The sequence below is a fragment of the Chitinophagaceae bacterium genome, assembly GCA_016713085.1.
GTDB lineage: Bacteria > Bacteroidota > Bacteroidia > Chitinophagales > Chitinophagaceae > Lacibacter.
Genome location: JADJPV010000001.1, coordinates 171,203 through 192,964, shown reverse-complemented (window position 1 = coordinate 192,964; position 21,762 = coordinate 171,203). Strand labels below are relative to the sequence as shown.

At 40.1% G+C, this 21,762-nt stretch carries 15 protein-coding genes and 1 pseudogene; 13 read left to right on the top strand and 3 right to left on the bottom strand.

Annotated elements, in window-relative coordinates:
- Positions 1-73 precede the first annotated feature (73 nt).
- The 12 genes and pseudogenes from IPK31_00930 to IPK31_00875 all read left to right on the top strand — a co-directional run bounded on the left by IPK31_00930 (position 74) and on the right by IPK31_00875 (position 16,984).
- Positions 74-1,369 carry a sugar MFS transporter gene (locus IPK31_00930; GenBank protein ID MBK8086652.1) on the top strand — a complete coding sequence of 432 codons (1,296 nt, stop codon included), beginning with the start codon at positions 74-76 and terminating at the stop codon, positions 1,367-1,369.
- A gap of 56 nt (positions 1,370-1,425) precedes the next feature.
- Positions 1,426-1,563, top strand: a complete 138-nt coding sequence (locus IPK31_00925) for a hypothetical protein (protein ID MBK8086651.1) — start codon at positions 1,426-1,428, stop codon at positions 1,561-1,563.
- 293 nt (positions 1,564-1,856) lie between these two features.
- Positions 1,857-2,465, top strand: coding sequence for an RNA polymerase sigma-70 factor (locus IPK31_00920; GenBank protein MBK8086650.1), 609 nt, complete (start codon positions 1,857-1,859; stop codon positions 2,463-2,465).
- A gap of 114 nt (positions 2,466-2,579) precedes the next feature.
- Entirely contained in the window at positions 2,580-3,713 is a 1,134-nt protein-coding gene (locus IPK31_00915) for a FecR domain-containing protein (protein MBK8086649.1), read from the top strand.
- A gap of 228 nt (positions 3,714-3,941) precedes the next feature.
- Positions 3,942-7,193: a TonB-dependent receptor gene (locus IPK31_00910; GenBank protein MBK8086648.1), complete on the top strand. Its 3,252-nt coding sequence runs from the start codon at positions 3,942-3,944 to the stop codon at positions 7,191-7,193.
- 22 nt (positions 7,194-7,215) lie between these two features.
- A complete protein-coding gene (locus IPK31_00905; protein MBK8086647.1) occupies positions 7,216-8,736 on the top strand; it encodes a RagB/SusD family nutrient uptake outer membrane protein in 1,521 nt (506 codons plus the stop codon).
- A gap of 104 nt (positions 8,737-8,840) precedes the next feature.
- Entirely contained in the window at positions 8,841-9,824 is a 984-nt protein-coding gene (locus tag IPK31_00900) for an alpha/beta hydrolase (GenBank protein ID MBK8086646.1), read from the top strand.
- A gap of 34 nt (positions 9,825-9,858) precedes the next feature.
- Complete coding sequence (locus IPK31_00895) at positions 9,859-10,809, top strand: pectin esterase (protein MBK8086645.1); 951 nt, start codon at positions 9,859-9,861, stop codon at positions 10,807-10,809.
- 25 nt (positions 10,810-10,834) lie between these two features.
- Positions 10,835-11,602, top strand: coding sequence for a rhamnogalacturonan acetylesterase (locus tag IPK31_00890; GenBank protein MBK8086644.1), 768 nt, complete (start codon positions 10,835-10,837; stop codon positions 11,600-11,602).
- Between the two features lie 179 nt (positions 11,603-11,781).
- Positions 11,782-12,537, top strand: a complete 756-nt coding sequence (locus IPK31_00885; protein MBK8086643.1) for an energy transducer TonB — start codon at positions 11,782-11,784, stop codon at positions 12,535-12,537.
- Positions 12,538-13,177: 640 nt separating this feature from the next.
- A pseudogene (locus tag IPK31_00880) lies at positions 13,178-15,268 on the top strand (beta-galactosidase).
- A gap of 348 nt (positions 15,269-15,616) precedes the next feature.
- Entirely contained in the window at positions 15,617-16,984 is a 1,368-nt protein-coding gene (locus IPK31_00875) for a DUF2339 domain-containing protein (GenBank protein ID MBK8086642.1), read from the top strand.
- Position 16,985: 1 nt separating this feature from the next.
- Here the strand turns inward: IPK31_00875 and IPK31_00870 are convergent, their stop codons facing one another.
- The 3 genes from IPK31_00870 to IPK31_00860 form a co-directional block, all read right to left on the bottom strand.
- On the bottom strand, positions 16,986-18,182 hold the full coding sequence (locus IPK31_00870) for a pyridoxal phosphate-dependent aminotransferase (protein MBK8086641.1): 1,197 nt from the start codon (positions 18,180-18,182) through the stop codon (positions 16,986-16,988).
- A gap of 83 nt (positions 18,183-18,265) precedes the next feature.
- Positions 18,266-18,646 (bottom strand): DUF1573 domain-containing protein, encoded by a 381-nt coding sequence (locus tag IPK31_00865; GenBank protein MBK8086640.1) that lies wholly within the window; start codon positions 18,644-18,646, stop codon positions 18,266-18,268.
- A gap of 11 nt (positions 18,647-18,657) precedes the next feature.
- Entirely contained in the window at positions 18,658-19,134 is a 477-nt protein-coding gene (locus IPK31_00860; GenBank protein MBK8086639.1) for a DUF1573 domain-containing protein, read from the bottom strand.
- Between the two features lie 237 nt (positions 19,135-19,371).
- Here IPK31_00860 and IPK31_00855 point away from each other — a divergent pair, with 237 nt between their 5' ends.
- Positions 19,372-21,759, top strand: a complete 2,388-nt coding sequence (locus tag IPK31_00855; protein ID MBK8086638.1) for a transketolase — start codon at positions 19,372-19,374, stop codon at positions 21,757-21,759.
- The last annotated feature ends 3 nt before the right edge of the window (positions 21,760-21,762 follow it).

Sequence of the window (21,762 nt, the reverse complement as noted above, 5' to 3'; positions counted from 1 at the left end):
TTTTACTAAGCCCTGTTGTGTTTATTAACAGATAGTCTTTGTACTTTCCCGATTCATATTTTAAAAAGTTTCTATGCAGGACAAACAGAATAACCGGTATGCTATTGTTATCATTGGCATTTTATTTTTTGTTTTTGGTTTTGTTACCTGGCTTAACGGCCCGCTGATTACTTATGTGAAGCTGGCTTTCGGGTTAGACACTGATTCAAAAGCATTTTTGGTAACTACCGCTTTCTATATGGCCTATTTTTTTCTTGCATTCCCGTCTTCCTGGGTGTTGGAAAAAACAGGTATGAAGAAGGGAATGGCCATGGCATTGATCGTTATGGCTATTGGCACTTTTCTTTTCGGGCAATATGCTACGCATAGAAATTACCCGATGTGTTTGCTGGGGCTTTTTATAATTGGATCCGGTTTATCCCTGTTACAAACAGCATCTAATCCATACATCAGTATTATTGGCCCTATTGAAAGTGCTGCACAGCGCATCAGTATTGTAGGTATTTGTAATAAAGTAGCAGGTATCATCAGCCCGATTGTACTGAGTGCATTTGTATTAAAAGGTATAAATGGACTGGAAGAAAAAGTGAAAGCAACAAATGATCAGCAGGTAAAAGACTCTATCCTGAATGAATTTGCTTCAAAAATTTATACGCCTTATGTTATCATGGCAGCGGCATTAGTGCTGCTGGGCTTTTGGATTTTAAAATCTTCTTTGCCGGAAATAAAGGCTGCCGAAGCAAATGTACAGGCTGCAGGAAGCGATGCAACAAAAGAAAAAAGCAGTCTTTTCCAGTTTCCTCATTTATTACTTGGTGCTGTTTGTATATTTTTTTATGTGGGAGTAGAAGTAATGGCGGGTGATGCCATCGGCACTTATGGTAAAGGATTTGGCATTTCTACTGATTACACAAAGTACTTTACGTCGTTTACTCTGGGGGCCATGCTACTGGGTTATGTGATAGGGTTATTCACTATACCTAAATATCTTACGCAACAGGCTGCACTAAAAATATCAGCCATTCTTGGAATCATTTTTACACTGGCTGCATATGTTACCAGCGGATACCTGTCGGTTGGATTTGTAGCCGCTCTCGGCCTGGCGAATGCCCTCATGTGGCCGGCAATTTTTCCGCTTGCTATCAGCGGGCTTGGAAAGTTTACAGAAAAAGGCTCTGCCCTTCTTATAATGGGTATTGCCGGCGGGGCTTTAATTCCCAAAGCTTTTGCAAGTTTAAAAGAGCATTACAATTTTCAACTCGTATTCTGTGCATTAATGATTCCCTGTTACCTGTATATTCTTTATTACGCAGTAAAGGGATTTGCAGCTGGGGAAACTGTTTCATCCGTACAAACCAAAACAGCTTAACGATAAATGGGGCTGATGTAAAAGAATGCACTAAAGATACCGGAGTAATAAAGTAAATGCAATTAAACACAGAAGTGGGGTTGAAAATTGAAATGGAAAAGAACTGGTTGCATCTTCGCAGCTCGGGTACAGAACCGGTAATCAGGGTTTATACAGAAGTACTGATGCTGACTCAAGCTGAAGGTATTATTTGATTACTAAACTTCATATTAAAAAAATCACTGTGTCTTAATATCTGACTGAAGTTCAGACAGTCTCTTTTCTTTCAGGAAATAAGGCTGACTTCTTTTTCACGGGAACGATTGCGTAAATTAAGAAAGGAACAAAAATGTGCATTTCGGCAAAATATGTTTAGTCTTGTTCTGTTAACCAGACAATTTTGCCTGCTGTGAATTAATTTTGTTTGTGAATTACATGAACATCATTTGTTTCTATACTGAGTACAGGCGGTGTTTGTGTTAGCCGATAACGATATTGCTGTATAACCATGCTTTCTACATCTCCATATGATAATTATGAGCTGCTGCAAAACGTTGCTCATGGAAATGCCGGTGCATTCAGGGAACTTTTTTCCCGCTATCATGATTCAGTATATGCCTATTCACTCCGCATTACTCATTCAGTTTGCATGGCTGAAGATATTACCCAGGAAGTTTTTTTGAAATTGTGGCTGCACAGGGAAAAATTAAAAGAACTTGAAAACCTTGAAGCATGGATCATAACAGTTGCCCGTAATCTTTGTTTTAATCAGTTAAAAAAAACAGCAAGGGAAAAATGTATCATCGGGCTTCAACCGGAACAATATGATGGTGCTGATGTTGTTTCTATTGAGCAAAGAGTTGAACAGCGGGATTTATTATTAAAACTAAGAGAAGCATCTGCGCAACTTACACCCAAGGAGCAAATCGTATATCGTCTCAATAAAGAACAGGGACTCAGGAAAGAAGAAATTGCCAGAGCTCTGAATATTTCACAGAATACAGTTAAGGCACACCTGACTAACGCCCTGCGCAAAATGCGTCATTACATGGAGAGTTATTCTGCCGCAGGTTTTCTGGTTCTCTGCATCTGCAAACTTTTTTTTAAAAATATCTAACCCTCTTTTTACTGTCAGTTGTCTGCATAGAACGGAATGCCATAATTCAGCTCCAACTTATCTATGACAACGGAACGATTGCACTATTTACTTGATCTTTATTTATCCCTGCGCATGTCTGCAGCCGAGGAACAGGAGTTTTATTCTGCTGTAAATGCCGGTGAGTATGATGAAGAACTCAAAACTTTCCTTGGAAAAAAATGGGATGAACTGAAATCTGATGCTCATATGAGTGAGGAGCAATCAGAACGTATTTTCAACTATATCCTTGAGCAAAGACCGGTAATTGCTTTGCCTTATTGGAAACAAAAGCATGTTTTACGTCGTTTTGCTGTTGCAGCTGCCGTTGTAACTCTCCTGTTCGTTTCTGTTTTCTATGTTGTCTCAAATAGTAAAAATGCAGGTAATTCTCCTGCAGATAAATCCTTAGCAAGTAAAGTAAAGATTGACATAGCACCCGGACAAACCGGTGCAGTTTTAATATTGGCCGATGGTACTTCACTCGTACTTGACAGCATGAAGGATGGTATGTTGTCTCATCAGGGAAATGCTTTGGCATTAAAACAGGGTGGTGAGCTCAGTTATATCCATGATGGAAATACAGCGAATCATACTGGATTCAACAGCGTTGAAACTCCCCGTGGGCGCCAGTTTCAGTTAACATTGGAAGATGGTACACATGTTTGGCTGAATGCAGCATCTTCAATCCGGTTTCCGTTAGCTTTCACAGGAAAGGTGCGCAGTGTGGAAATAACAGGCGAAGTTTATTTCGAAGTGGCAAAGAATAAAGCGAAACCTTTTATAGTTAAAACAGGTAATATGCAGGTAGAGGTACTTGGTACCCATTTCAATGTAAATGCATATGCTGATGAAGCCGATATAAAAACCACTCTTGTTGAAGGAAGTGTAAGAATCATCAATGGAAAGACCGACGGAATTTTGAAGCCCGGTCAACAGGCGCAAACAACCGGAATGGGTAAGCTGAGGATCAGTGATCATGCTGATATTGAAGAAGTACTTTCCTGGAAAAACGGGCGGATTGCTTTTACCAATGCCGGACTGGAATCGATTATGCGGCAGGTGAGTAAATGGTATAATGTGGATGTTGAATATGCAGGCCCTGTTCCCAACAGAACATTTACAGCAGATATTTCAAGAAACACCAACCTTTCAGAATTTCTGAAAGTGCTGGAGTTGAGTAATATACATTTCCGGATTGTAGGACGGAAACTGATCGTACTACCCTGAGAAAAGACAGTTGTTTACCAATGAAAAAAACTTAATTACCGGGCATATCTGCCAAAATAAAAACCGCCCCGGGTTGCAGCCGGAGCGGAAAGAATTCAGGTTACCCAGTAATACAATCGTGTAGGATCTTTTATTGTTTAACCCAAACTGAACAAAAGTATGAAATTGTTTGCTTCCGTTTTGCCCCGGCATCGCAGTTCCCGGGGTTTAACCAAAACTTTGCTGATTATGAAACTGACTGCTTTTATTTTATTGGCTTTTTGTCTGCAGGTAAGTGCCAGGAGTGACGCTCAAAACGTCAGCTTGTCTGAAAAAAATGTTTCGCTTGAGAAGGTTTTTAAATCGATCAAACGACAGACCGGCTATGACTTTTGGTATGAAACAAAGCTGCTTGACAATGGGCAAAAAATTACGATTGTTGTCAACAATCAGCCATTAACAGAGGTGCTTGATCTTTGCTTCAAAAATCAACCTTTTACATGGTCGATTGTAGGTAAAATTATTGTTGTTAAAGAAAAGGTCCCGGTTATTTCTAATGAACCGGCACCATTGCCACCTGTTATTCCTCCTCCGCCTCCTGCTATTGATGTAAAGGGGCGTGTAATAAATGAAAAAGGAGAGCCGCTTGCTTCAGCTTCCATTACTGTAAAAGGTACAAATACGGGAACTACAAGCGGAACAAATGGAGATTTTTCAATTTCTGTTCCTGAAGGAAAAAAGATATTGATTGTAAGTTCTGTAGGTTATCGAGATGCGGAAGTTAATATTGGTAATGGCGATTTCCTCACCGTAACCTTAATTCTTAAACCTGTAGTTACCGAAGAAATTGTGGTGGTGGGTTATGGTACACAACGCCAGAAAGATCTAACAGGGGCCATCTCAGCTGTAAGCAATAAAGATTTCAACCAGGGAATGGTAATGAGTGCACAACAAAGTATCCAGGGAAAACTGGCTGGTGTTAACATTGCAAAAAACAGTGGTAAGCCCGGAGGTTCTAATACAGTACGAGTTAGGGGAGGCACTTCACTCACTTCATCCAATGATCCTTTATACGTTATTGATGGAGTACCTATTTCCAACAGTGCAGGTGTGGGGCAGGCAAACATCAACAACTACGGTATTGATGTGTTTGACGAAGAACCTACCAACCCTCTTATGACTTTGAACCCTGATGATATTGAATCAATAACAGTTTTAAAGGATGCTTCTGCAACAGCCATCTATGGTTCACGGGCTGCCAATGGTGTAATTGTTGTTACAACAAAAAAAGGTACAACAGGCAAAGCAAAAATTACCGTTGGATCATCTGTTGCAGTTTCAAAAATTGCAAAGACGTATGATGTTCTTTCTGCTGACGAATATCGTAAAGGAGTAGCTTCTCTTGGATTAGCCATTGATGATAAAGGTGCAAACACCGATTGGCAGGATAAGATTTACAGAACAGGATTTTCACAGGATCATTATCTCTCTATGTCAGGTGGAATAAATAAAACAGTTTATCGTGCATCACTTGGTTTTGGCGACCAGCAGGGTGTAATGCTTGCTTCAAATCTTAAGCGTACGAATTTGCGCATCAATATCAATCACTCTGAGCTCAACGACAGGCTCACATTTGATATGCGTGTGAACTATGGTCAAACTTTTTCCAAACAGGCACCTGTATCAAATACAGTGGGCAGTGAGTTCGGAACAAGCATGAACTACGAAGCAATGGTGTTCAATCCAACATATCCTGTTTATGATGCAAACGGTAATTACAATTTCGTTGCACCTTACAGGGTGAACCCGGTTTCTTATTCTGACCAGATACTGGATCAGTTAACCAATAACCGTTTTCTCGGTAACTTTTCTACTACTCTAAAAATTATCGAACCGTTAAGTGTTAATGTAAACCTTGGTTATACCAACCAGAACATTAACCGTAACTCCTATATCAGTAAAAACAACCTGATTGGCAGAGGAACTAACGGATATGCAAGTGTGCAGAAACTGGAAGACTACAGTAAACTGCTTGAAACAGTTGTGAAATACAATCAGCATTTTGATAAACATGGAGTGGAAGCAATGGCTGGTTATTCATGGCAGTATTTTGTAAATGAAGGCGACCGTACAACTGCAACCGGATTTCTGTCTGATGAATTCAAATGGTACAGTCTCCAGGCAGCAAGTTCCATTACAAGTGTAAATACATTTAAGGTAACCAACACGTTGATCTCTTTTTATGGAAGGGCCAACTATAATTATGACGACAGGTTTCTTTTAACTGGAACAATCCGTCGTGATGGTTCAAGCCGTTTTGGATCAGGTAACAAATGGGGTATGTTCCCATCAGGTTCAGCTGCATGGAGAATTTCAAGAGAAAAATTCTTTCATGTAAAAGCCATATCAGATCTCAAATTTCGTGTAAGCTATGGCGTTACAGGTAACCAGGAAATTGGAAACCTAGCTTCACAGCAAACACTGGGTGCAACTTCTGCAGGATATATTGTTGGCGGACAACGTATCACTACTGTATTACCACAGCAATATGCCAACCCGAATTTAAAATGGGAACAAACCGCACAGTTTGATGCCGGTATTGATTACTCATTGTTTGAAGGAAGACTTCGTGGTACAATTGATTATTATGTAAAGAAAACAACTGACCTGTTGCTGAGAATACCGGTTCCTTCACCAACCGCAGTAAGTACACAGCTGGCAAACGTTGGCAGTGTGCAGAACAAGGGTATTGAAATCGAGATCAATGGAAAAGTCATGGATAAAACAGAGTTCAAATGGGAATCAAATTTCAACATCAGTTTTAACAAAAACAAAGTGCTGAGTTTATCAAATGAACAGTTCAGTGGTACAAATATCCAGATGGCTCCATTACAGGGAACTGTATCGTTGGGCAAATTTGCACAGCTTATTATACCCGGTCAGCCTTTGGGAACTTTCTGGGGTCCACGTTTTACAGGTATTAAAGGTGGTAAGGAAACATTTGTTGCCGGTGCCGATACAATCATTGGCAGTGCACAACCAAAGTTCATATTCGGTTTCGGTAATACACTCAGATATAAACAGTGGACAATGAACTTTTTGTTCAGAGGTTCAGTTGGAAATGATGTATTCAACCTTACTGCTGCCAACATGAGTTACCTGAGTAACCTGCCTGGCAGGAATGTGTTCAGCTCAGCTCTTACAAGTGGGTTAGCCAGAGATGCAGGTAAAACATTTTCATCACGCTGGATAGAAGACGGAAGTTTTGTTCGTCTTGATAACCTCACACTCAGTTATGATTTTAATGTGAAGAAAACATTTATCTCAGCTATGAATGTTTTCCTGTCAGGACAGAACCTGTTGCTGTTTACAAAGTATTCAGGTCTTGATCCTGAAGCGAATGCAGAAGTATCAAGAACAGGTACAGCTCCGCTGGGCATTGATTATCTCGGATATCCGAGTTCACGCACATTCAGCATTGGCTTTAATATGTCATTCTAACTAACTATTTAAACTCATTTATATGAACTTTAAGTTGAAAATAATGTCTGCAGGTTTACTGGTAAGTACACTACTTGCCTCCTGCACAAAATTGGATGAGGAAAAATTTGGCAGCCTTGCTCCTGATAATTATTACCAGGACGAACAGGCAGCTCTTTCATCAGTAGTAGGTGTTTACCAATTGCTTTCTTATAACGTTGATATTGGTGATCCCTGGCGTATGAAAGAATTCAGCACCGATGAATTTATTGTACCCGGAAGAGCAAGTGGCGGCTGGTTTGATCAGAGCAATGTTGATTTAACCAACCATGTTCAAAATGCCGACAACAATACTGTTGCAAGAGCATGGACACAAATTTTTCAGGAAATAGGAACAGCAAATGCTGTATTAGAAAGTTTGCAGGCTTCACCCAACAAAGACAAACTGAAAGCGTTGATTGCTGAAACAAGAGCATTGCGTGCTTATGGTTATTTCTTTGCAATGGATAATTGGGGCAATGTTCCGTTGGTAACTGTTGCAAGAATTGATCCCAAAGATCTACCCAAAACAACAGCAAGAGCAGATGTTTATAAGTTTATTGAAACAGAAATGCTGGCTGCTGCTGCCGATCTGCCATCAGTAAAAGATATAAGCCGTACTGCTTATTATCCACGCTTTACAAAAGAAGCTGTTTATACCGCATTGGCTTATATGTATCTCAATGCTCAGGTATATACCGGAACAGCGCAGTGGCAAAAAGTAATTGACAACTGTAACCTCGTTATTAATACAGGTGCATTCAGTCTTACGCCAAAAGTGATTGATAATTTCACTTCAACTTTACAGGCTGCTTCAACAGAAATCATCTCAGCATTTACAAAAGACGCTACTCAAAATGCTGGTAACAACCAGTTTATCCTTTATACACAAAACGGGTTGGATCAGTTGAAATACAACCTGCCTTTTGGTCCGGCAAATGGTTATAGCACTACACAGGCTGCTTTAGACAGATATGAAAATACAGATGTACGTAAAACCATGATCGAATACGGGCCTCAGTTTTACCAGGATGGTGTGACTCCGTTGAGGTATCCAAATGGTACGCAACTGGTTTTAATTCCGGTGCAGGATATTGTTTCGGCACAGGATAATGAAGGCTATAAAGTTTTAAAATACACACCGCTTGGTGCCAAGTGGTGGGGGTTTAATGCAGACAATGATTTGATACTCGAAAGATATTCAAATGTATTACTGATGAAAGCAGAAGCGATCTTCCGTCAATCCGGTTCTACTCCTGAAGTGGTATCATTGGTAAACCAGGTAAGAACACGCAGTGGAGCAAGTACCTTATCATCAGTAACACTGCAGGTATTAGAAGATGAAAGATCAAGAGAGTTTTTATGGGAAGGTTGCAAAAGAACAGATATGATCCGTTTCGGAAGTTTCTTCACAGGAACTTGGGCATTTAAAACAACCGTATCTGCCGACTTCCGCAAAATTTATCCAATTCCAAATGCCCAGATTAAAGCCAATCCGAATTTAGTACAGAATACAGGATATTAATATAGTTATATAGCAGGCATAGTCAATCATTCGCAATCGTCAGGCGGGTCTGTTTTTACAGACCCGCCATTTTCTGAAACGCAACTTTATTATTTTGAACCAATATGAACAAGAAGTTTTACAAATTTTTAATGACAGGCATTTCAGTTCTGTTGTTGCAGTTAGTGCATGCCCAGAACAAACCCATTCCAATCGACAGCAGTTACAGCGTGGCCAATGTGTACAAACAAATCCACAAAGATTTTCCTTATGCAGTTCCTGCCAAAGACAGTGTACCGGCAGGTGTAATTGCCGTACGCAATCTTGTTTACACCACACTGCCGGAAACGCCTTTCGGCAAAAGGGATCTGCACCTCGATGTGTTCCGTCCGGAAAGCAAAGGCAGTCATCCTGCTCTCATCATGATTCATGGTGGAGGATGGCGTTCGGGCACACGCAGTATGCAGGTGCCAATGGCTGAAATGTTGGCAGCAAAAGGAATTGTTTCTATTCCTGTTGAATACCAGTTATCAATGGAAGCAAAATATCCTGCAGCTATTCATAATATTAAATCTGCCATTCGCTGGGTTAAACTTCATGCAGCTGAATATGGAATTGATACCAATCGTATTGCTGTATCGGGATGTTCAGCTGGTGGTCAACTTGCATCATTAGTGGGTATGACAAATGGTGTTGCATTGTTTGAAGGTACCATGGGGAATACAGGAGCAAGCAGTAATGTAAAAGCCATTGTTGATATTGATGGTGTTCTTGATTTTATGGTACCATCTTCACTCAACCTTGACAGAAAACCAAACTCGCCCGATATTGAATGGCTTGGCGGTTCGTTTGAAGAAAAACCGTTGATCTGGAAACAGGCATCTGCAATTTTCTGGGCCTCAAAAAGCACAGCCATTCCTGTATTGTTTCTTAACAGTGGTTATTCCCGTTTTCATGGAGGTCAGGATGAACTGATTGGCATGATGAATGAATGGGGGCTCTATACACAGGTACAGAAGTTTGATGTGTTGGTGCATCCCTTCTGGCTTTTTCATCCGTGGGTGGATGAAACTGTTGAACTTACTGCAGGCTTTCTTAAAAAGTATTGAAATAAAATTTTTCATTACTGTAACTTGTATTTCTATGAATCATTCTTTTTTATTCATCATATTATTGTTCAGTACAGTTGTTTCATCTGCACAAACAAAACGCATTACAGTGTCGAAAGATGGTACCGGTGATTATTCAACTGTTCAGGAAGCCATTAATGCAGTGAAAGATTCCAGCTCTTCTGTTACAACCATCTTCATCAAAAAAGGAATTTATAAAGAGAAGCTCCGTTTACCTGAATCAAAAATGAATGTGCATTTTATTGGGGAAGATGTGAACAGCACTGTTCTTACTTACGATGATTATGCATCAAAGAAAGACAGCAGTGGTAAAGACATCGGCACATCGGGATCGTCGAGTTTTTTTATTTTCGGCAATGGATTCAGTGCAGAGAATATTACGTTTGAAAACAGTTCCGGTCCCGTAGGACAAGCTGTTGCAGTAAGAATTACAGGCGACAAAGCAAGATTCATTAACTGCCGTTTCCTCGGTTTCCAGGATACATTGTACACACATGGTACAGGCAGCAGGCAATACTACCGCAACTGTTATATTGAAGGAACAGTTGATTTTATTTTCGGCGCAGCAACAGCACTGTTCGACAGTTGTATAATTTATGGTAAGAAGGCTGGCTATTTTACAGCAGCATCAACTCCGCAGGGAACAGCTTATGGTTATGTGTTCCGCAACTGCAGGTTTACAGGCGATGCTCCTGCAGGGTCATTTTATTTGGGCCGTCCATGGCGGCCTTATGCAAAAGTGCTCATCATGAACAGCTATCTCGGGCCAATTGTTCACAAAGCAGGTTGGGATAATTGGAGTAATGCTGCCAATGAAAACACAACATGGTTTGCTGAATACAACAATCATGGCGAAGCTGCAGGAACAACAGATCGTGTAAGCTGGGCAAAAACGATTACTGAGGCAGAAGCAAAGGCATTAACGATCACAACAATTCTTGGCGGATGGAATCCATTGCAGTAAAGTATTTTTTATAAAATCATTTTTAATGAAACAGTTCAATACACGGTTGTTACTTTTCTTTTTATTTTTTGCTGTTGTTGCATTTGCAGTTCCTAAAAAGAAAATTCATGTATGGCTCATTGGTGATTCAACGGTGTGTACACAACCCAAAGACCGTTCGCCTGTAACAGGATGGGGAACACCCTTTGAAGATTTCTGGGATTCAACCGTTACGGTGCTCAACAGGGCAAGAGGAGGAAGAAGTACAAGAACTTTCATCAGCGAAGGCCGCTGGAAAAATGTAGCCGATAGTCTGGGAGAAGGTGATTATGTATTGATGCAGTTTGGACATAACGATGAAGCAAAAGAACCGCAGTACGCCGAACGTTATACATCTGTTCCTGATTATAAAACCAATTTAATTAAGTTCATTACCGAAACAAGAGAGAAGAAAGCATTTCCCATACTGGTTACGCCTGTTACACGACTGGTGTTTGATTCACTTAATAATATCAAAGAAACGCACAAAGAATATTCAGCTGCGGTATGGGAAGTAGGTAAGCAATACAATGTGCCGGTGATTGATCTTGATGAACGCAGCAGGTCATTGGTACAAACGCTGGGGCCTGTTTATTCAAAGATGCTGTACATGCAGCTCGATACACTGGAGCATCCACATTACCCTGTTGGCAGGAAAGACAATACACATTTTAATGAATACGGTGCAAGACGAATGGCACAACTTGTATTGGCAGAAATCAGGAAACTGAAATTAGAACTGGCAGAACGGATTACAACGAAAGCAGCTCCATAAAAATTATTGAGTGAGAGTTCAGTTTGAATAATTGCAATGGCTCGTGTTTCACGGGCCATTTTTATTTTCAATCACGGCACTGTTATTTAAAACTTATCTCAGGCAAAAGCAGGTTATGGAAAAAAAGAACAGCCTGCATCTAATATGCATAAACTGTTTGTTATGGAAAAAATAAAATTTTGGATGCCGACTTTCTTGACATTCTGTTTGATGGCAGAAACAAAGAGTATGGCGCTTATGAACTGAGAAGAAATTACGATAAGCGGTTAAGAACTGCTTTGCTGTTTACTGCGGGTGTTGCGATTCTTGTTTTTCTTGCTGTTGTTGCAGGAAGAAGCGGCAATACGAATGATAAGGACAGGGTAAGAGCAACAGAAGTAACTCTTTCTGATATTGATCTTACAATTCCTCCGAAAGTTGAGCCACCTCAATTACCTCCTCCAGTGCAGGAGCCACCAAAAATTGCCATTGACAGATATACTCCTCCTGTAATTGTAGACGATGAAAAGTTTGATGAGAAGAATGAAGTGAAAGCGCAGGATGACATTGCGAATGTTGGTAAGATTGATCAGGATGGGATTGATGATCGTACTGCGGTGAATCCTCCTAAAGTTGAGGAAGCAACAAATGTGGTTGAAGGACCCAAGGTTGATGATGAGAGACCTTTTACAAAAGTGGAAATAGAAGCACAGTTTCCTGATGGAGAAGTGCGTTGGAATCGCTTTGTAAAGCGTGAAGTGGAACGTCACTTGGATGATTTAGTTGATGATGGACAGGCAGGTACATGTGAAGTGCAGTTTATAGTTGACAAAGAAGGAAATGTAAGTAATGTGGAAGCATTAACTATGAAGGGTTCTGGACTGGGACGTATTGCATGCGATGCAATCCGTAAAGGCCCAAATGGATTCCTGCGAAGCAAAATGGCACACAGGTAAAAGCATGGAGACGGCAGAAGATTACATTCCGGCTTCCTGAAGAACAACCTTAATACTTAAATCAGAAAAATAAAACAAACATCCCTGTACTATTGATCGGGGTGTTTTACTTTTTATAACTGTGGATGTTTCCTTAGCCACAACTGATGCAATAACGTATAATGATATATAAAGCAACTAAGCCGTTTGCGATAAGTTTAATTGACTGCTGAAACCTGCTGCCAGTAAAGGATTCCCTTTTTTTGATGCTGTTTGATATCATTAAACTGCTCATAAACTATTTTGACTGGTAAGCATTACTGAGGTAATTTCATTTTATCAATTAGAACAAAAGAAATATTCAGCAACTGCTGAACTGAACATAACAGATCTCTTTTTTTATATGGCAAGCAATCGTTAACGGTCAACTGTTTCTACAGATGACCTTTTTCTTTTTAAGGAGTCAGACCTTACAGTTTATAAACCTGCGCTAAGAGTTAGTACATTTCCCAACAGAAATACTCCCTGCCGAAAAACTCATTTTGTTTTTGCTGATATGCAAAAACTATTCTGGTGAATCAGGCTTTGGTTGTTACATTTGTTTCAGCGAACTGTCTTTCCTGTTGACAGGTTATCTTATTAAAATTCAAACCATATAAGAATGAAAAGGTTATTACTGCCCGTATTGGCATTTATGTTCAATCATGCATTCTCCCAGTTAAAAAATCCTGAAACTTATTTTCAAAAGAAAGATTTAATGACCATCGGTACTTATTACTATCCCGAGCATTGGTCAAAAGACAAGTGGGCAGGAGATATTAAGAAGATGGCAGAAATTGGTTTTGAGTTTACACATTTCGGAGAATTTGCCTGGACATTTATTGAACCGGAGGAAGGTAAGTTTGATTTTGCTTGGCTTGATGAAGCGGTGCAACTGGCGCATGAAAATGGAATAAAAGTAGTGATGTGTACTTCCACACCAACGCCACCTGCATGGCTGGCACAAAAGCATCCGGAGATATTAATGGAGAATGCTGAGGGACGAATTATGCAGCATGGATCAAGACAGCAAATTTCCTGGTCGAGTGCTGTATACAGGGAGTATGTTTCCAAAATGGTGGAAGCGATTGGTAAACATTATGGCAAAGACAAGCGCATCTGGGGATGGCAGCTTGATAATGAACCTTCACATTACGGCCAGTATGATTACAGCAATGCTGCACAGCAACGGTTTCGTGAATGGTTAAAGGCCAAATATAAAAACCTTGATTCACTGAATGCAACATGGGGTACTGCTTTCTGGAGTATCTGGTACAGTGATTTTAATCAAATCAGGATACCCAATCAAAAAGAGTTGATTGCACAGCCATCACCACATGCTGTATTGGATTTTAAACGGTTTTCTGCTGAAGAAGCAAACGACTTTCTTTCCTTTCAATACAAGATACTACGCAAATACATTTCAAATGATCAGTGGATCACAACTAACTTAATGCCCGAGCATGTGGAAGTTGATCCAACAAAAATCAACGGACTTGATTTTCTTACGTACACAAAATATCTCGTTGCCGGTTATGATAACGGAGTGGGTTCACAGGGATTTCGTATGGGCTCTGCAACAAGTATTGGTTTTGCCAATGATCTGTTTCGTTCATTTAACGGTGTTACAGGCGTAATGGAATTGCAGCCGGGGCAGGTTAACTGGGGTAAGTTTAATCCGCAGCCAATGCCCGGCGCTGTGCGTATGTGGATATGGCATGCATTTGCAGGTGGAAATAAATTTGTCTGCAATTACCGTTTCGATCGCCCGGTTACAGGTGGTGAACAATATCACTATGCCATACTCGATGCAGACAGAAAAACAATCAGCACAAGTGGAATTGAATATGTGAAAGTGATTGAGGAAATAAAGGAATTGAGAAAACAGTATGATATAAATGCAGTTGCACCAAAAGTGTATCAACGCAGGCAGGCAGCCGTACTTTATAATCCTGATAACCGTTGGGAAATGGATAATCAGCCACAGACCAACCAATGGAATTTCATGGATCATCTCAAGCGTTATTACGGAGCGTTAAAGCAATTGGGTGCACCGGTTGATGTAATTACCGAAGAGAAAGATTTTTCAAACTATCCTGTACTGATTGCTCCTGCTTATGAATTACTTGATGCAGCACTTGTTGAACGGTGGAAACAGTATGTACAAAACGGGGGTCATTTGATTTTATCCAGTCGCACAGGACAAAAAGATCGTAATGGAAAATTGTGGGAAATGAAATGGGCCGAACCGATTTATGAGTTGATTGGTGCTAAAGTTCCTTTTTATGATCTGTTACCTGAAACAGTACAGGGAGCAGTAAAAATGGGAACAGCAATTTATAACTGGAACAACTGGGCAGATATTTTAGAACCAATGAATGGCACTGCTGTCTGGGCAACGTACAGTAACCAGTTTTATAGTGGTAAGGCTGCTGTTATTTCGAGGAAACTTGGTAAAGGAACTGTAACCTATGTTGGTGCAGATACTGATGATGGATTATTGGAGAAAGCAGCGATTAGCCGGGTTTACAAAGAAGCTGGAATTCAAACAGCAAATTATCCACCGGGAGTTATGGTTGAATGGCGGGATGGTTTTTGGATTTGAGTAAATTATTCAGGCAAGCCATATACTGTTACGATTCCTGTTTCAGCTAAAGTTTTAATTGGAACTAAAATACTGCAACCTGCAGGCGTGATTGTTTGGAAAGAATAAAGATGGAGAATTGGTATTTATTACTCTTGCATGGAAGCATGGCTGTTTTAATTACCAAATCATAAGGGATACAGATTATTAAAAGCTGAGAAATTCTCAATAATTTGGTCAGAGGAAGAGGACTCCTCTGTACATTTTATTTCCTTACATCATTCACCAGAAAGGATAAAGATTGAAGTTGATGGGGTGCCAGGGATGATGAAATGATTACACTGATTGATAATGGAGCATAATATCAGGTATAGGTTTCTTTTTTAAGAATGAGTTAAGAAGGCAGTTGCAGCAATAATTGTCTGTTTTAAAGTTCAATACTAAAAAACAACCTACTTTTAATCTTCAGGAGTAAAGATGGAGATTAACGAACAAATAGCAGAATTACAGGGAAGGATTGATCAGCTGAAATTACAACAGGATCAGGGCAGAAAAGAATTAATCGCTATTCAGCACCAGCTGTCACAACTTCGTGCAATTGAAAATCCTTTACAGACAAATGCCCGGCCTTCATCGCAAATGAATTCTTCAGTTCAGAAAGAAATCATATCTTCTTTTGGACTTGAAAAACTTGTAGGACTTCGATTGATCCAGTTTGCAGGAATCATCGTTTTAATTATTGGTATTGCAATAGGTGTAAAGTATGCGATTGATAAAAATCTCATCACTGCTGCCGGCCGCATTGGGCTTGCATACGCAGCCGCCGGATTATTATTTTTCTTTTCTGTATTACTTCGGAAACGGTATGAAGCATTCAGCGCCATTCTTTTCAGTGGGGCAATGGCGGCATTTTACTTTACTACTTATGGTGCATTTGAGTATTATGGTTTTTTATCAAGACCGATTGCATTTATTATCATGATGCTGCTTACATTCCTCGCTGTATTCATTTCACTGAAATATAACCGGCATGAAATTGCAGTGCTTGCTTTGGTTGGTTCATACGGTATTCCTTTTTTAGTAGGAGGAAATTCAGGAAATGTGTTCATGCTGTTCACTTATATTTTCCTGATTAACTGTGGAATCCTGCTCATCTCTTTCAGAAGGAACTGGCAGTTATTAAAGATTCTTTCATTTGCCTTTAGCTGGGTGATCTTATTGTCGTGGTTGTTTATCCGTTACGATGTAACCTATAAGTTTACAGCATGGTTATTTATTGGTTTATTTTTTATTCAGTTTCTATTTACCGTAACGGCGTTCAGGATTTTCAGGAAACAGGAACCCGATGCAGGCGACCTTGTATTATTGATTCTGCTCAGTATTTTTTTATACAGTTCTTCTGCTTATCTCTATTCTTATAAAGGAAGTGCGGATAATATTTCTTTTATAACGCTTGTAATGAGTGTACTTCACCTGCTGTTTGCCTTTACAGGAAAAATAGTGTTTACGAATCAGAAACTGATCTGGCATACATATCTCATACTCAGTCTTGCACTTTTCATTGTGTATGTTCCTTTAAAATTTGAAGGAACGTCCATTACAATTGTGTGGGTATTTACTGCAGTTGTATTATTCCTCGTTGGTTTGTGGCAAAGGTTCCGGATTTTCCGGGTTGCTTCTATTCTTTTGTTCAGCATTACACTGCTGAAACTTGTTGTGTTCGACAGTGCCGGATTTTCTACTATTGAAAAGATAATTTCTTATGTTTCAATCGGTGCCATTTTACTGGTCATTGCATTTCTCTATCAAAAATACAGGCATCTTATTTTCAGAGATGATGAATAGATCAGTTCGTTCTTCCCGGATAAACCTTTAATGCTTCTGCTAAACAATCCATTGCTTTATTGAGTGAATCTAAATTGAGCACATACGCAAGCCGCACTTCATGTTTCCCTAAACCGGCTGTTCTATAAAATCCGGTGGCAGGTGCAAGCATTACAGTTTGTCCTTTATGTGAAAATGATTCCAGTAACCATTGACAGAATGTATCGCTGTCATCAATGGGCAATTTCGCCATTGCATAAAAAGCGCCACCGGGGTTAGGACAGAAAACACCGGGCATTTCGTTCAAACGTTTCACTAATAAATTTCTGCGGGAAAGATATTCAGCTTTGGGTGCATCGAAATATTCATCGGGTAAATCAACAGCTGCTTCAGCCATGATCTGTGCCAATCCCGGTGGACTTAATCTTGCCTGTGCAAATTTCATGGCAGCATCATACACTGCTTTGTTTTTTGTAACAAATGCACCAAGTCTTGCACCACAGGCACTGTATCGTTTACTGATGGTATCCATCAATACTACATGCTGGTCAAGTCCCTGAATATGCATGGCACTAACGTAATCGCCATCATAACAAAATTCACGGTATGCTTCATCGCTGAAGAGATAGAGATTATGTTTGAGACAAACATCTTTCAGCTTATTCATTTCTTCCTTACTGTATAAATAACCGGTTGGATTATTCGGACTGCAGATAACAATGGCTTTTGTTTTTGATGTAATTACTTTTTCAAATTCCCCAATAGGAGGTAATGCAAAACCAGTTTCAATGGTTGAAGTAATAGGAACAACATTTACTCCGGCAGCACAGGCAAAGCCATTATAGTTTGCATAAAAAGGTTCAGGGATAATCACTTCATCACCAGCATTGAGGCAAGTAAGAAATCCAAACATGATGGCTTCACTTCCGCCAGTAGTAATCAGTATCTGATCGTAGTTAATATCAATACCAACTTTTTTATAATACTGTGTGAGTTTGCGTCGGTAGCTTTCATTCCCTGCACTGTGGCTGTATTCAAGTACTTTAATATCAGCATTACGCACTGCATCAAGAATAGCAGGCGGTGTTTCAATATCGGGCTGACCAATATTGAGATGATACACTTTGGTTCCTCTTTTTTTAGCAGCTTCTGCGTAAGGAACTAATTTTCTAATGGGAGATGGTGGCATCTGTTCGCCACGTTTACTGATTGCTAACATGAAAGCAAAGATAGGGGAGGCGGGAACAGCAAAGAAAAACCCCGGAGAAATTCCGGGGTTTAAAATTATTTCTAAGAATTTGTTTATTGCTGAACAACACCCATGATGGTTAACTCCTGTTGCTGATCTACACCCAAAAATTTCACATATACTTTCTTTGTAAAATTGCCAACCGCTGCTGCGTTATAAGTAGCGGTGATGGTTCCGGTTTTACCCGGCTTAATGGGTTCTTTTGTATAATCTGATTTGGTACAGCCACAGCCTGGAGTAACGGTTTCAATTACCAGGTCTTCGGTACTTGTATTGGTAAATGTAAATGTTGCGGTTACAGGGTTACCTACTTTTGGTTTTCCCAAATCAACTGTTTCGCTGCCGAACTTAGCCACATCTGATGGCTTTTTAGACTGACCGATTGCTGCAGTAACTAAAAACAGGGCAAAAAATGCTGCAAATACTGACTTCATAAAAATGATGTTTATTGTTGTGATTGTTTAAAAATGTTTAATGCCTGGTTGCCCGGTGCTGATTGCTCAGGTGTTTTCCAAACATTGCCTTTAATAGTAAATTGTTTTACCTGACCACCATTGTAATAAATTGTAACGGGCTTCTCAAATACTCCTTCTGAGGCTGCATTGAAACCAACCTTAATGGTTGCTTTACCACCCGGCAAAATAGCTTCTTTGCTCCATTCAGGTGTGGTGCAACCGCAGCTTGGCTGAACATTTTCAAGCCGTAAAGTATCTTTTCCAATGTTTTCAACAGTAAAGTTGTGTGTTACAGGTTTGCCCTGCGGAATCTTTCCAAAATCAAAACTGGTTTCAGATAATTTGATGATTTCAGTTTTGGCTGGGGTCACGGTTTGATTAGAGTGATCGTGACCATCATGTGTTTGTGCGACAGCAGCAAGACTAAGCAGGCAGCTCAACACAAAAGAGAAAAGTAGTTTTTTCATATTATATGATCTTTTTACGGATTACCAAAAGTAAGCATAAGTACAGACAGTTCATAACCCCGAAAGGTTGCCTTTCACAATTTTTTACCAGTTTATAACTACATTAGCCCCGAATAGCGGCAGTAATTATTGACCGGAAGGTTATGGAGCTGAGTATTTGTTCACAGCCCCACGGTTGTTTTCACCAAAGCCGCTTACAGGTGTTAACGTAGAAGTGAAATCATTTATTTTTGCCACATGGAATTATCAGCCAAAGACAGCTTAGAATTGCAGCAACTTTCATTTGAGCACTTCAAACAGGAAGTTTTGCAGGATTACCGCTTTGCCTGCCTCAGCAGGGAAGCCAGCTTAATGGGGCGAAAGGAGGTGTTAACAGGCAAGGCTAAGTTTGGAATTTTTGGCGACGGGAAAGAAGTGCCGCAGCTGGCAATGGCTAAATTCTTCAAGCCAGGCGATTTTTACAGTGGCTATTACCGTGACCAAACCTTTGCATTTGCAACAGGTTCAGTCACAATCAAAGAATTTTTTGCACAGCTTTATGCTGATCCGGATATAAAACATGAACCGCACAGTGCGGGCCGTCAAATGAATTCGCATTTTGCAACCGCAACGGTTAATGCCGATGGAGAGTTCTTGGATCTTGTTAACCGGAAAAATCTAATGTCAGGAATGGCGCCTACCGCTGCCCAAATGCCAAGGTCAGTTGGTTTGGCATTAGCATCCAAACTGTTTCGGCAATCACAAACATTAAAAGATTTTACTTCATTATCAAACAATGGTAATGAGGTTTGTTTTGCAACAATCGGCGACGCATCAACAAGTGAAGGGCATTTCTGGGAAACGGTAAATGCGGCGGCAGTGCAGCAGATACCGCTGGCCATTTTTGTTTGGGATGATGGTTTCGGAATTTCCGTTCCTAAGAAATATCAAACAACAAAAGATTCAATATCTGAGGCACTGAAAGGTTTCCAGATTAATGATGATGGTGCAACCGGAATTGAAATCTATAAAGTAAAGGCATGGGATTATGCCGGTATGTGCGAAGTATTTGAAGCAGGTATTGAAAAAATCCGCACAACACATACACCAGCCTTATTTCATGTGGAAGAAGTAACACAACCACAGGGTCACTCTACTTCGGGCAGTCATGAGCGTTACAAAACGGCTGACCGGTTACAGTGGGAACGTGAATGGGATTGTATTAAAAAAATGAAAGAATGGATTATTGAAAATTCACTGGCGGATGATGAAGAATTGAGTGAAATAGAATCTGATGTAAAACGAACAGTGAGCATTGAAAGAAATGCTGCATGGGCAGAATATTATCAACCAATTCATGAGCAGGTTGAAAAAGTATCTGTGATAATAAACCCGTTGATCAGTAATTCTTCGAATGGAACTGCTGTACAGAAATTATTAAAGGAGCTTGAAGCAAACAGGGAGCCGAACCGCAGAGATATCATGAGTATGCTGTACAGAGCCATTGCATTAACGGCTGATGTGAATAATATTGATGCAAAAAAATATTATAATGAGTTGATGAAAGAAAGTAAATCTTTATTCAACACTCATTTGTACCATGAAGGTGCTGCAAGCACCATGAAAGTTGCAGAAGTAAAAGCAACCTTTGCTGCAGAAGCCCCGTTGCTGAATGGATATGAAATTCTTAACCGTTATTTTGATCAGCTCTTTGCAACGAATCCTAAAGTAGTTGCTTTCGGTGAAGATCTTGGTTTTATTGGCGATGTGAACCAGGGCTTTGCAGGTTTGCAGGCAAAGCATGGTGAAACAAGAATTTTTGATACAGGTATCCGTGAGTTAACCATCATGGGCCAGGGAATTGGTTTGGCTATGCGTGGGTTAAGACCCATAGCTGAGATTCAGTATCTTGATTATATCGTTTATGGATTGCAGCCATTAACGGATGATGTTGCTACTTTGCATTTCCGTACAGGCGGTATTCAGAGTGCACCCATCATTGTCCGTTCAAGAGGGCATCGGTTAGAAGGTATCTGGCACAGCGGATCTCCAATGGGTATGATCATTAACAGCCTGCGTGGATTTTATGTTTGTGTGCCACGTAATATGGTGCAGGCAGCAGGAATGTACAATACATTATTACAGAGTAATGAACCCGGTTTGGTAATAGAATGCCTGAATGGTTACAGGCTGAAGGAAAAGCTTCCTTCTAATCTGTCATCGTTTACAGTGCCAATGGGCATTCCTGAAGTAATCAGGAAAGGAACAGATTTTACAATTATTTCTTACGGTTCTACGCTTCGTATCATTGAAGATGCAGCCCGCCATTTGGAACAGATGGGAACAAGCTGCGAAATAATTGATGTGCAGACTCTGCTTCCATTTGATATTCATCACAGTATTCTTGAATCGCTAAAGAAAACCAACCGCATTGTGTTTGTTGATGAAGATGTTCCCGGTGGGGCTGCTGCTTATATGTTCAACAAAGTACTGGAAGAACAGGGAGGATATAAATATTTAGATGTTGCCCCGAGAACCATTACTGCTAAAGAGCATCGCCCATCTTATGGAAGCGATGGCGATTATTTCAGCAAGCCAAATGCAGAAGAAATTATTGCAGTAATACTGGAAATGATGCGGGAGTAATGC